This window comes from Catellatospora sp. NPDC049111 (assembly GCF_040648615.1).
GTDB lineage: Bacteria > Actinomycetota > Actinomycetes > Mycobacteriales > Micromonosporaceae > Catellatospora > Catellatospora aurea.
In genome coordinates, this window is the sequence record NZ_JBEZEB010000002.1 from 388,320 (window position 1) to 401,143 (window position 12,824).

Annotated in this window: 10 protein-coding genes and 1 riboswitch; of the genes, 7 read left to right on the forward strand and 3 right to left on the reverse strand. The window is 73.6% G+C overall.

Annotated features, from left to right (window positions below; genetic code table 11):
- On the forward strand, window positions 1-831 hold the full coding sequence (locus AB0B66_RS04320) for a DUF6585 family protein (protein ID WP_360522662.1): 831 nt from the start codon (window positions 1-3) through the stop codon (window positions 829-831).
- Window positions 832-840: 9 nt separating this feature from the next.
- Here AB0B66_RS04320 and AB0B66_RS04325 read toward each other — a convergent pair whose 3' ends face one another.
- The 3 genes from AB0B66_RS04325 to AB0B66_RS04335 all read right to left on the reverse strand — a co-directional run bounded on the left by AB0B66_RS04325 (window position 841) and on the right by AB0B66_RS04335 (window position 5,312).
- Window positions 841-1,761, reverse strand: coding sequence for a GNAT family N-acetyltransferase (locus AB0B66_RS04325; protein ID WP_360522665.1), 921 nt, complete (start codon window positions 1,759-1,761; stop codon window positions 841-843).
- A 74-nt stretch (window positions 1,762-1,835) separates the two neighbouring features.
- The gene (locus AB0B66_RS04330; RefSeq protein ID WP_360522668.1) at window positions 1,836-3,788 is read right to left on the reverse strand and encodes a M14 family zinc carboxypeptidase; all 1,953 of its coding nucleotides are present in this window, start codon (window positions 3,786-3,788) and stop codon (window positions 1,836-1,838) included.
- A 90-nt stretch (window positions 3,789-3,878) separates the two neighbouring features.
- Window positions 3,879-5,312, reverse strand: coding sequence for a trypsin-like serine protease (locus AB0B66_RS04335; RefSeq protein WP_360522671.1), 1,434 nt, complete (start codon window positions 5,310-5,312; stop codon window positions 3,879-3,881).
- Between the two features lie 219 nt (window positions 5,313-5,531).
- Window positions 5,532-5,694, forward strand: a riboswitch (cobalamin riboswitch).
- Between the two features lie 83 nt (window positions 5,695-5,777).
- Here AB0B66_RS04335 and AB0B66_RS04340 point away from each other — a divergent pair.
- From AB0B66_RS04340 to AB0B66_RS04365, 6 genes are all read left to right on the forward strand, one after another.
- The gene (locus AB0B66_RS04340) at window positions 5,778-7,949 is read left to right on the forward strand and encodes a putative cobaltochelatase (RefSeq protein ID WP_360522674.1); all 2,172 of its coding nucleotides are present in this window, start codon (window positions 5,778-5,780) and stop codon (window positions 7,947-7,949) included.
- Between the two features lie 22 nt (window positions 7,950-7,971).
- On the forward strand, window positions 7,972-8,586 hold the full coding sequence (gene cobO / locus AB0B66_RS04345; RefSeq protein ID WP_360522677.1) for a cob(I)yrinic acid a,c-diamide adenosyltransferase: 615 nt from the start codon (window positions 7,972-7,974) through the stop codon (window positions 8,584-8,586).
- A 49-nt stretch (window positions 8,587-8,635) separates the two neighbouring features.
- On the forward strand, window positions 8,636-10,036 hold the full coding sequence (locus AB0B66_RS04350) for a cobyrinate a,c-diamide synthase (RefSeq protein ID WP_360522680.1): 1,401 nt from the start codon (window positions 8,636-8,638) through the stop codon (window positions 10,034-10,036).
- Entirely contained in the window at window positions 10,027-10,752 is a 726-nt protein-coding gene (cobI, locus tag AB0B66_RS04355) for a precorrin-2 C(20)-methyltransferase (RefSeq protein ID WP_360522683.1), read from the forward strand. The genes AB0B66_RS04350 and cobI overlap by 10 nt, the downstream gene beginning before the upstream one ends.
- A complete protein-coding gene (gene cobM, locus AB0B66_RS04360; protein WP_360522686.1) occupies window positions 10,749-11,546 on the forward strand; it encodes a precorrin-4 C(11)-methyltransferase in 798 nt (265 codons plus the stop codon). Before cobI ends, cobM begins: the two co-directional genes overlap by 4 nt.
- A gap of 64 nt (window positions 11,547-11,610) precedes the next feature.
- On the forward strand, window positions 11,611-12,762 hold the full coding sequence (locus AB0B66_RS04365) for a cobalt-precorrin-5B (C(1))-methyltransferase (protein ID WP_360522689.1): 1,152 nt from the start codon (window positions 11,611-11,613) through the stop codon (window positions 12,760-12,762).
- Window positions 12,763-12,824 lie beyond the last annotated feature (62 nt).

Below are 12,824 nucleotides of genomic sequence, written 5' to 3' on the forward strand. Positions count from 1 at the left end.
ATGACACTGCTGGTGGAATCCGCGCTCGGGCTCGCCCCGGACGTCACCGTGGCGGCCTCGATGCGCAACCTCGGCGAGCACCGCGAGAGCTACCCGGCGGTCACCCCCAAGCCGCTGCTGCTCTCCTCGGGCATGTTCGCGGTGCTGTTCGGGGTGCTGGCCGGTGGCGCTACCTGGGGCGCGATCATCGGTGACCCGGCGGTCTGGATCGCCGCCATCATCCTCTGGTCCCTCGCCACGCCGTGCCTGCTGGGCTTCCTGTGGGTGCTGCTGCGCAGCCCGGCCGTGTCGAAGCGAGCCCGGCAGTTCCGGGTGCACGTGTTCGAGCACGGTTGGGTGTGGGCTCGCCGCAGCGGCACGCAGGCGTACCGCTGGGACGAGGTGCAGGCGCTGTTCGCCAACCTGGCCGTCTTCACCGCGGAGATCAGCCGCAGGACGCCCTACGGCATCCGGATCGCCATGGTCGACGGCCGCCGGATGGAGATCTGGCAGGTGCACGTCGACATGACGCGGTTCGGCCCGCTGCTCACCAAACGCGTCGCGCAGGCGCAGCTGCCCAAGGCGATGGCGTACTTCGACAAGGGCAACCCGGTCACCTTCGGCGATCTGACGATCACCGACGACGGCGTGGCCTTCCAGGGCTTTCTGACGCCCTGGTCGGACATCGGCGGCGTCGAGATCGACCACGTCGACCAGAGTTACCTGTCGCTGTTGGACCCGCAGTGCAAGCCGCGCGGGGCGCGGGTGAACTTCGGCCTGATGGCGAACGGGTACACGTTCGTGCTGATGGTCGAGGCGATCCTCGCGAAACTGCGCGGCGACGGCCGGTAGCGCCGGCCGTCAGCCGGCGAGCTGCTTGAGGTACGAGTGCTCGCTGGCGAAGGGTCGGTAGCCGAGCCAGTCGTTGACCGCGATCATCGGCGCGTTGGTGTAGTCGTTGCAGGTGATCGCGGTGTGGATGCCCGCCTGCGCGGCCCGGTGCAGGGCGACCGCCTTGGCGATCTTCGCCAGGCCCCGGCCGCGGTACTCGCGCAGCGTGCAGGTGCCGGCGGAGATGCCCTTGCCGAGTTCGAGGTTGGCCTCCAGGAACGTCACGCTGGCGGGCACGCCGTCGACGAGCACCACGGTGCCGACGTCGAGCTGCTGGTCGGGGCTGTTCCAGTAGCGGGCCAGCCAGGTGTCGTAAGGGACGCCGTCGAAGGACATGTCGCCGGGTTCGTCGATGGACGCGGCCTGGTCCAGGTCGTACACCGCCTGCGGGCCGGCCTCGCGGAGGCTGACCGCCGTCACGCCGGAAGGCATCGGCGGCACGGGCGGCAGGTGGGCGGTGTCCAGCCGGGCGTAACGGTCGTGGGCGCCGCGCGTGTAACCGCGCGCCTCGGCCCAGTGCTGGTCGGCGGGGTCGTCGGTGGCGAAGGTGCGCACCCGGCGGGCGCCGATGGCGCGCAGGTGCTGCTCCAGCCGCTCGTGCAGCGCGGTGCCCACGCCCCGGCCGCGATGATCGGGATGCACCTCGACCTGCAGGTAGCTCGCGCCCGGCTCGGCGGTGGAGATGTTGAACCCGCCGACGGCGCAGCCCACGACCTGCCCGTCGCGCGCGGCCAGCAGCCGCAGCAGCCGGGCCTCGGGGCGGCTGGTGCGCCACCACACCTCCTGCTGCGCCACGCTGGAGATGAACCACGGGAAGGCGGCGTAGCGGATGCGCGCCTGCTCCGGCACGTCCTCGATGGTCATCTCACGGATCAGCAGCTCATTCGTCACGGTCCCTGTCTAACAGGGGCGGCAAGCGAATTACCGGTGGCGCCCGCGCCGTTGCGGGCGCCACCGGGGGTCCTTTAGAGGGTCAGCGTCCAGCTGTTGACGTAGCCGACGTCACCGGAGGCCGCGTCCTGCACCCGCAGCCGCCAGGTGCCGTTGGCGGCCTCGGTGGACAGGTTCACGGTGTAGGTGGTGTCGATGTTGTCGGTGCTGCCGCCCGACCGGTTGTGCAGCGTGTACGCGCTGCCGTCCGGCGCGAGCAGCGACACCACCAGGTCGCCCTTGTACGTGTGCACGATGTGCACCTCGGCCGTCGACGTCGACGACGCGTTGCGGTTGCAGCCCGCGATGGTGATGTCGCTGTACACCGTGGCCACGTCGACGATGGTCACGTCGTTCGGATTGGTGCCGGTGCAGCCGGGCGCGCCGTTCACGGTCAGGGTGTAGCTGACGGTCCGGGTGGCCCCGCTGCCCGTGCCGATGACCGTGACCGCGTAGCTGCCCGCCGGGGTCGACGCGCTGGTGGCGATCGTCAGCGTCGACGATCCGCCGGCGGTGACCGAGGCGGGGCTGAACGTGGCGGTCGCGCCCGCGGGCAGGCCGCTCGCGGTCAGGTTCACGGTCTGCGCGACGCCGTTGGTGACCGCGGTGCTGATGGTCGAGGTCAGCGAGCCGCCCGGGTTGACCGAGCCGAAGGCGGGCGAGGCCGCGATCGAGAAGTCGTTCGCCGCGGTGCAGTACTGGGCCTGCTTGTTGATGGCCCGGTACGGGCAGTCGGCGTACTCGGACAGCAGCAGCACGGCGCTCTTGTTGCGGGAGGTCTGCGCCGCGATGACCTCGTCCGGCGGGTAGAAGCCGGGGCTGGACGACTTCGGATACATCTCGAAGGTGTACGTCCAGATGCGCTGGTCGCCCCAGAGCCAGTCGGTGATGTCGCCGTCGGTGACGTACAGGTCGCTGCCCTGCTCGGGAGTGTAGGAGTTGGTCGCCGCCATCTGCTGGCCGATGGTGGCGAACGTGTTGCGCTCGTCGGTGGTCATGCCCGGGTTCACGGTGTCGGCGGTGGTGTAGCCGAACGGCCACAGGATCAGCTCGCCGTACGTGTGGAAGTCGATGTTGGCCTTGATCTGCTGCACGCCGCCGATCCGGCGGGACAGCACGAAGTCGCGCAGCACCGACGCCTCCGGGGTGGAGAACGCCGACGGGCCGCGGTAGGTCTCCGACGACGGGCTGCCCGAGGAGCCGCCGCAGCAGCCCCACTTGTAGCCGAAGTTGCGGTTGATGTCGGTGCCGACCGCCGAGCTGCCCGAGTTCGGCTGGCGGTTCTTGCGCCAGGACCGGTAGGAGCCGGTGGCGATGTCGTACTCGCCGCCGTCGGGGTTGAGGTCCGGCACGATCCAGATCTCACGCGAGTCGACCACGGCCTTGACCCGGCTGTCGGTGGTGTACGCGTCGGTGAACAGGTTGGCCAGGTAGAGCGCCATCTCGACGGTGAGGTGCTCACGGGCGTGCAGGTGAGCGTTGAACAGGATCTCGGGCTCGTTCTCGTCGGTGGCGACGTTGTCGGAGATCTTCAGCGCGACGATCTGGCGGCCCTCGTACGAGGTGCCGATGACGGACTTGCGGACCAGTGCCGGGTGGTCCGCGACGATCTGGTTGATCTCGGTGTTCATCTCGGCGTAGTTGTGGAAGCCGCCGTCGGCCGACGGGAAGTCGAGCGGGACCGCGTTCGGCCCGGTGACCCGTGAGGACGGCGGGGGCAGCAGCTCCAGGCCGAAGCCCAGGCGGCGGATGCGGTCGGCCTCGGTCGTGTTCGCGGTGATGTAGATCTTGCCGTGCTCGATCAGGTCGATCGCCGCTCCGGTGCGGGCGACCGCGTCGCGGTCGGCGAACGTCTGCGGGCCGGTGACCAGGTACTGCTGGGAGCTGGCGAGGGTGAAGTCGTCGGCGGGCGCGCCGCCGGCCGGGCCGGGCACGGTGAGGGCGAGGCCGGTGGCCAGGGTGGTGAGGACGAGCGCGAGTCTGCGCACGGGTTACCTCCGAGGGGGTCGGTGGAGGCGGGTCGGGAGCAGGCCCGGCTCCGCTGGTCGCGGAGCCGGGCCCGGGATGGTGCGACGGATTCAGAGGGTGAGCGTCCAGGAGTTGATGTAGCCGGTGTCGATCGAGGCGGCGTCGCGGGCGCGCAGGCGCCAGGTGCCGTTCTTGACCTCGGAGGACAGGTTCACCGTGTAGATGGTGTCGATGTTGTCGGTGCTGCCGCCCGACCGGTTGTGCAGGTTGTACACCGAGCCGTCCGGCGCGACGAGGTCCACGATCAGGTCACCCTTGTACGTGTGCACGATGTGCACCTCTACCTTGGACGACGAGCCGGCGTTGCCCGTGCAGCCGGAGATCGTGATGTTGCTGTACACCCCGGTGGTGTTGTTGTCCGGGATGCTCACGTCGGTGCCGTTGGTGGCCGCGGCGCAGCTGCCGACCGGGTTGACCGTCCAGGTGAACGAGGCCGTGCCGGTCTTGCTCGCGCTGTCGGTCGCGGTGACGGTCACGGTGTAGGTGCCCGCGGTGGTCGGCGTGCCGGTGATCTGGCCGGTCGAGGCGCTGATCGAGGTGCCGGCCGGCAGGCCGCTGGCCGACCAGCTGTACGGCGAGGTGCCGCCGGAGGCGGTGCTGTTCAGGGTGACGGCGGTGCCGACGACGGTGGACTGGTTGCCGGGGCCGGTGACGGAGACGCCGCCAGGGGCCCCGCCGAGGGAGACCGCCGCGTTGTAGATGTCGGTCGCGAAGTAGCGGACCTCGGTGTACACACCCGGGTTCTGCGGGCGGGCGCAGCCGATGCCCCAGCTCACGATGCCGACCTGGATCCACTCGTTGGAGGCGTTCTTCTTGACCATCGGGCCGCCGGAGTCGCCCTGGCACGTGTCGACGCCGCCGGAGCTCCAGTTGCCGGCGCAGATCTCCTCATTGAAGACCAGGCCGGAGTAGTCGCCGCCGGCGCTCTGGCACTGCGTGTCGGTGATGAACGGGACCTGCGCCTTGAGCAGGTAACGCTGCTGGCCGCCGCCCTCGGTGGCCGCGCCCCAGCCCATCACGTCGAAGTTGCCGCTGTGCAGCGACGTGTCCGTGGCGATCTTCAGCAGCGGGGCGGTGGTGATCGGGCTGGACAGGCGGATCAGCGCCCAGTCCTTGCCGGTGCCGTTGTAGCCCGGGGCGCGGTACACGTAGTTCGAGGTGCGGGTGGTCCGGGTCGGGTCCTGCAGGTCGACGACGCCCCAGGTGGCCGTGATCGAGGTGTTGTTGCCGGTCGCGCCGACACAGTGCGCCGCGGTCAGCACCAGGCTCGCGGTGTACATCGCGCCGCCGCAGCCCATGGACAGGCGCACCATCCACGGGAACTCGCCCTGCGCGGCCCGGGTCCCGCCGACGACCTGAGGCGTGACCGAGCCGTCGCCGGAGGGCGCGGCCTGCGCCGGGACGGCGGCCGAGCCCAGGGCGAGCATGGCGCCGGCCAGCGCGATCGCGCCGGCGCGTAGCGCCGTTCGTAGTGAATTCCGCACAGGATCCTCCCAAGGTCCACCCGGCGCCGAGCGCTTCTGGCGCCGGATCGCCGGAGAGTTTCCCTGGAAGCTAGCGGAAGACAACGATACATAGCAATATCGAAGTTAATTGTTACGTGCTGATGTCGGGCCCGCCGGGGCGTGACACATGCCTCCGTACGGGCGACCCGCTTTGACGCGGCGCACCGCGTCCGTCACGATGGCCGGTGAGCGGCAGTGGAGGAACCCGGTGCGAGTCCGGGGCGGTCCCGCCACTGTCACCGGGGAGCGACCCCTCCCGAGCGGCTCCGTCTCACGACGCGCGCCGTTTCGGCACCAGGCCACGGCCGTTGACACGGTTGGAAGGCCGAGGGGAAGCGTCGATCCGGGAGCCAGGACACTCCGGCCGCTCGCGACGCCGCACGGCGTCACCACACCGGATTTCGCGGGCGAGGAAACCCGCGGAGAGGACTCGCGCATGGGCTCGTGCCTGAGCGGGCTTTGACCCCGCTGTATCCGTTCGCAGCCGTCGTCGGCCTGGCCGACCTCCGGCTCGCCCTGCTGCTCAACGCCGTCTCGCCCGCCATCGGCGGGGTGCTGGTGCGCGGCGAGAAGGGCACCGCCAAGTCCACCGTGGTGCGGGCGCTGGCCGGGCTGCTGCCGCAGGTCGAGGTCGTCGCCGGGTGCCGGTTCGGCTGCGACCCGGCGTCGCCGTACGGCGCGTGCCCGGACGGGCCGCACAGCGCCGGTCAGGACGTCATCGTCCGGCGCGCCAGGCTGATCGAGCTGCCCGTCGGTGCGACCGAGGACCGGCTGGTCGGCGCGCTGGACCTGGAACGGGCGCTGACCGCCGGGCAGGCCGCGTACTCGCCGGGCCTGCTGGCCGGGGCGCACCGCGGCGTGCTCTACGTCGACGAGGTGAACCTGCTCCACGACCACCTGGTGGACCTGCTGCTCGACGCCGCCGCGATGGGCGAGGCGTACGTGGAGCGCGACGGCGTCTCGGTGCGCCATGCCGCCCGGTTCCTGCTGGTGGGGACCATGAACCCGGAGGAGGGTGAGCTGCGCCCGCAGCTGCTCGACCGGTTCGGGCTGGCGGTGCAGGTGCGCGCCCCGCGGGAGCCGAAGGAGCGGGTCGAGGTGGTGCGGCGGCGGCTGGCGTACGAGGCCGACCCGGCCGGGTTCGCGGCGCGGTGGGCCGAGGCGGACGCCGAGCTGGCCGAGCGTATCGACACCGCCCGGCGGCGGCTGCCCACGGTGGAACTGCCCGACGCGGAGTTGACCCGCATCGCGCACGTGTGCGCCGCGTTCGAGGTGGACGGGCTGCGGGCCGACCTGGTGGTGGCCCGCGCCGCGCTGGCCCTGGCCGCCTGGCACGGCCGCGGCCGGGTCACCGAGCAGGACGTGCGGGACGCGGCCCGGCTGGCGCTGCCGCACCGCCGCCGGCGCGACCCGTTCGACGCCCCGGACCTCGACGAGCAGGCCCTGGAGGACGCGTTGAACAGCGCACCTCCGCCGGCTGAAGCCGACGGCTCCCACGACGGCCCGGGTGCTCCCGACGACCAGGACCGTGCGGCGGGCGGCGAGGGTGCCCCGAAGGCCGATCTCGACGGTGATGCCGACCTGGACGGTGACGGGCCGGACGGCTCCGGTCCGGACGACGGGCCCGACGGTGGCCCGGACGACGACGGGCCGTATGACGGCCCGCGGCCGGGCGGGCCCGGCGGTGCGGCCCCGGACGAGGGCGGCACGCCGCCGCGGCCGGTGCCGCAGGGGGACACCCGGCAGCGGGACGGGGCCGACGAGGGGCGTTACGCGTCGGCGGGGCAGCAGCACGCCGAGGCGGCGACGCCACGGCGGGCGCGGCTGTTCGCGGTGCAGGGAGTGGGGGAGGGTGCGGCGGGGCGGCGCTCACCCGCGTACACCCGGATGGGTCGGACCGTCGGCGCGCGGGTGCCCGGCGGCACCCTGGCCGCGCTGCACCTGGCGGCGACCGTGCGGGCGGCGGCCGGGCGGCAGCACGCCCGGGGCCGGACCCCCGGCGGCCCGCTGCGGCTGGTCGCGGCCGATCTGCGCGAGCCGGTGCGGCAGGGGCGCGAGTCGAACCTGGTGCTGTTCTGCGTGGACGCCTCCGGGTCGATGGCGGCCCGGCAGCGTATGGGCGCGGTGAAGGGCGCGGTGCTGTCGCTGCTGCTCGACGCGTACCAGCGGCGTGACAAGGTCGGCCTGGTCACCTTCCGGGGCAGCGAGGCGGAGCTGGCGCTGCCGCCGACGTCCAGCGTGGAGGCCGGCGCGGCGCGGCTGCGCGAGCTGCCCACGGGCGGGCGTACCCCGCTGGCCGCGGGACTGCGCCGGGCGGCGCACACGCTGCGGGTCGAGCGGCTCCGCGACCCGCACCGGCGCGCGCTGCTGGTGCTGGTGACCGACGGCCGGGCCACCGCCGGGGCGGACCCGGTCGGCGAGGCCATGCGCATCGCGGGCGGGCTCGCCGCGACCGGGGTGTCGGCGGTGGTCGTGGACTGCGAGTCGGGGGTGGTGCGGCTCGGACTCGCCGCCCGCCTGGCGGCGCGGCTCGGCGCGGAGCACGTGCCGTTGGCCGAGGTGACCGCGCAGGGGCTGGCCGGGGTGGCCCGCCGGGACCGCCGGAGGGCGGCATGACGCAGACGAGTGGAGGCCGCTGATGCCGCAGGGCAAGCCGGAGACCGTGCCCGACGACGGGCTCACCACGCGGCAGCGCCGGAGGTCCCCGGTGCTGGCCGTGCACACCGGGATCGGCAAGGGCAAGTCGACGGCGGCGTTCGGCATGGCGCTGCGGGCCTGGAACGTGGGCTGGCCGATCGCGGTCTTCCAGTTCGTCAAGAGTCCCAAGTGGCGGGTCGGCGAGGAGGCCGCGTTCCGGGCGCTGGGCGGCGCGCACGACGAGTCCGGCACGGGTGCGCCGGTGACCTGGCACAAGATGGGCGAGGGCTGGTCGTGGCTGGCCCGGCCCGGCGACGAGCGCGACCACGCCGCCGAGGCGGCCGAGGGCTGGGCCCAGGTCAAGCGCGACCTGCTGGCGCAGCGGTACGGCTTCTACGTGCTCGACGAGTTCACCTACCCGATGCACTGGGGCTGGGTGGACACCGCCGACGTGGTCGAGACCCTGCGCACCCGCCCCGGCTCCCAGCATGTCGTGATCACCGGCCGGTACGCCGCGCCGCCGCTGCTGGAGCTGGCCGACCTGGTCACCGAGATGGGCAAGGTGAAGCACCCGATGGACGCGGGACGCAAGGGCCAGGCGGGGATCGAATGGTGAAGCGCGAGGAGCGAGCGAAGCGAGCCCCGCAGTCGCGAACGGACAGTTCATGGTGAACACACCTCGGATCGTGGTGGCCGCGGCGGCGTCGGGGCATGGCAAGACGACCGTGGCGACGGGGCTGCTGGCGGCGTTGACGGCGCGCGGCATGACCGCGGCCGGGTTCAAGGTCGGCCCGGACTACATCGACCCGACCTACCACTCGCTGGCCTGCGGGCGGCCCGGCCGCAACCTGGACCCGTCGCTGGTCGGCGAGGACCTGGTCGCGCCGCTGTTCGCGCACGGGGCCACCGGTGCGCAGGTGGCGGTCGTCGAGGGCGTGATGGGCCTGTACGACGGCCGGTCGGGGGAGGGCGACTTCGGCTCGACCGCACACGTGGCGCGGCTGCTGGACGCGCCGGTGGTGTTCGTGGTGGACGCGACCGGCCAAGGCCGGTCGGTCGCCGCGCTGCTGCACGGGTTCCGCTCGTTCGGCTCGGTGCGGCTGGCCGGGGTGGTGCTCAACCGGGTCGGCTCGGACCGGCACGAGGAGATCCTGCGCGAGGCCTGCGAGGAGGTCGGCACGCCGGTGCTCGGCGTGCTGCGGCGCGCCGGTGCGGTGGCGGTGCCGTCCCGGCACCTCGGGCTGGTGCCCGCCGCCGAGCGCAGCGGCGCGGCGGTGGACGCGGTGCGGGCCATGGGCGCGCTGGTCGAGGACGGGGTGGACCTCGGTGAGGTGCTGGCGGTGGCGCACAGCGCGCCGCCACTGGCGGTGACGCCGTGGTCGGCGGCCGAGGCCGTGCGGGCGGCGGCCGAGGCGGCCGGAGCGCGGCAGGCCGGGCTGGAAGCGGACGGAACGTCGGCCGAAGCCGGGGACCGGCCCGTGATCGCGGTCGCGGGCGGGCCCGCGTTCACCTTCGGCTATGCCGAGCAGGCCGAGCTGCTGCGCGCCGCCGGGGCCGAGGTCGTGCACGTCGACCCGCTGCGTGACGAGGCGCTGCCACGGGGCACCGCCGGGCTGGTCGTGGGCGGCGGCTTTCCCGAGGTGTACGGCGACGAGCTGGCCGCCAACAAACCGCTGCGCGACGCGGTACGCGCACTCGCCGCCGCGAACGCGCCGATCGCCGCCGAGTGCGCCGGACTGCTGTGGCTGGCCAGGTCGCTGGACGGGCGCGAGATGTGCGGGGTGCTCGACGCCGAGGCGGTGCTGACCGAGCGGCTCACGCTGGGCTACCGCGACGCGGTCGCGGTGTCCGGCAGCGTGCTCGCCGACCCGGGCACCCGGGTCACCGGGCACGAGTTCCACCGCACCGCGGTGACCCCGCAGGCCGGGCCGTCGCCCGCGTGGGCGTGGCGCGGCCGGTCCGCGGAGGGCTTCGTCCAGGGCGGGGTGCACGCGTCGTACCTGCACCTGCACTGGGCGGGGCACCCGGGTTTCGCGCGCCGGATGGTGCGTGCCGCATGCGCCTGATCGGGGTGGGGGTCGGTCCCGGTGACCCGGAACTGGTGACGCTGCAGGCGGTGCGGCTCCTGCGCGAGGCCGGTCGGGTGTTCGTGCCCGTGATGGACCTGGCCGAGCAGGGCCGCGCCGAGGCGACGGTACGCGCGCACGCCGGCCACGACCGCGTCGAGCGGCTGGTGTTCGCCCTCAACGAGCGCGACGACGCGCGCCGCCGCGAGTCCCACTGGGACGCCGCCGGTGAGCGCGTCGCCGACTGGCTGCGCGAGACCGGCGGCACCGCCGCGTTCGCCACCATCGGCGACCCCAACGTGTACTCGACCTTCGGCTATCTCGCCGCGACCGTCCGCGCGCTGCTGCCCGAGGTGGCCGTGCAGACCGCACCCGGGATCACCGCGATGCAAGCGCTCGCCGCCGCGGCCGGGGTTCCGCTCGCCGAGGGCATGGAGCCCCTGGTGCTGGTGCCGCTGGCCCGGGGCGCGACGGCACTGCCGGCCGCCCTGGCGTACGCGCAGGACGGGACGGTGGTCGCGTACAAGGGCGGCCGGCACCTGGCGGACGTGGTCAGCGCGGTGAAGGAGGCCGGGCGGCTGGACGAGGCGGTGCTCGGCACCCGGCTGGGGCTGCCGGGCCAGAGCGTGGCGCCGCTGGCCGAGGCGGTCGAGGCGCCGTACCTGTCGGCGGTGCTGGTGCCGGGCCGCCGGGACGCACGAGGAGGAAAGCTGTGAAGGTCGTCTTCATCGGAGCCGGGCCCGGTGCGGCCGACCTGCTCACCCTGCGTGGCGCGGCCGCGATCGCCGCCGCTGACGTGGTGGTCTGGGCGGCCAGCCTGGTCCACCCGGACGTGCTCGGGCATGCCCGGCCGGGGGCGCGGATCGTGGACTCGGCGGCGCTGACCCTGGAGCAGACGCTCGACCTGTACCGCGAGGCCGCCGAGCGCGACCTGGTCGTCGCGCGGATCCACTCCGGCGACCCGGCGCTGTGGGGCGCGCTCGGCGAGCAGCTCGACGCGTGCCGCGAGCTGGGCCTGCCGACCGAGGTGATCCCCGGGGTGTCGTCGTTCACGGCGGCCGCCGCGGCGGTGCGGCGGGAGCTGACCGTGCCGGAGGTGGCGCAGTCGGTGGTGCTGACCCGGCTGGAGGGCGGCAAGACTCCGATGCCGGAGCGGGAGTCCGTCCGCGCGTTCGCCGCGCACGGCGCGACGATGGCGGTGTTCCTGTCCGCGGCCCGGTCCGGGCAGCTCGCGGATGAGCTGCTGGCGGGCGGGTACGCCGCGGAAACGCCCGTGGTGGTGGCCTACCGGGTGACCTGGCCGGAGGAGCTGATCGTGCGTTGCACGGTCGGCACCCTGGAGACGGCGGTCAAGGAGCACAAGCTCTGGAAGCACACGCTGTTCCTGGTCGGGCCGGCGCTCGGCGAGGCGGGCGGCACGCGCAGCCACCTCTACCACCCCGGCCACTTTCACGGCTTCCGCCGGGCCGACCCGGCCGCCCGCGCCGCCCTGCGAGCAAGCCGTGACTGAGACGCCCGCTCCGGGCGAGCCCGACGTTCCGGCCTCCCGTGGCCGGATCCGCCGCGTGGCTGCCGTGACGGGAACGGATGTGCCGGAGCTGCGGGAACCCGATCTCCCACGGACCGCGAAGGATCGCCCGAAGGCGCTGCGGACCGGGTGGACGACGGGGACCTGCGCGTCCGCGGCGGCGAAGGCGGCCACGGAGTTGCTGGTCGGCGGCGTTTCCCCGCGGTGGGTCGAGGTGGCGCTGCCGTCGGGCCGGCGGGTCACTTTCGCCGTCGCGGAGTCGGTGCTGGACGGTGACGCGGCTCGCGCGGTCGTGGTGAAGGACGCCGGTGACGACCCGGACGTGACGCACGGCGCGCGGCTGACGGCGACCGTGCGGTGGCAGGACGGCGCGGGTGTGGCGCTGCGCGGCGGGGACGGCGTCGGCACGGTGACCAGGCCGGGTCTGGGGCTGGACGTGGGCGGGCCGGCGATCAACCCGGTGCCGCGTCAGATGATCACCCAGGCGGTGGCGGAGGCCGCCGGGGGACGCGGGATCGAGGTCGTGATCTCCGTGCCGGACGGCGAGCGCATGGCCCGCAAGACGACCAACCGACGGCTGGGCATCCTCGGCGGCATCTCGATCCTGGGCACGACCGGCATCGTGCGGCCGTTCTCCACCGCCTCGTGGCGGGCCAGCGTGATGCAGGCCGTGCAGGTCGCCGCCGCGCAGGGCGAGCAGACGATCGTGCTGTGCACCGGCGGGCGCACTGAGGCGGGTGCGATGGCGCTGCTGCCGGGCCTGCCCGAGGTGTGCTTCGTCGAGGTCGGCGACTTCACCGGGGCCGCGCTGCGGACGGCGGCGGAACGAGGCATGACCGGGGTGGTCTTCGTCGGCATGGCCGGCAAGCTGACCAAACTCGCCGCCGGGGTGCTGATGACGCACTACACCCGGTCGGCGGTGGACACCGTGCTGCTGGGGCAGGTCACGACGGCGGTGGGCGGGTCGGCGGAGCTGGCCGAACAGGTCGACGGGGCGAACACGGCGCGGCACGCGTACGAGCTGTGGGAGGCGGCGGGGCTGCTGCGCGCGGCGGGCGACGTGCTGTGCGGGCGGGTGCGTGACGTGCTGGTGCGGTTCGGCAAGGGCGCGCTGCGGGCCGACGTCGCGATGGTGGACTTCACGGGCAAGACGGTCGTGGCGGCGACCAGGCCGGAGTGGGTCGCATGCGCTGGATGACGGGTGGGCGGCGTTCGGCCGGGCACGCCGCTCGGGTGGGCGGTGTTCGCCGGCCGGCGGCC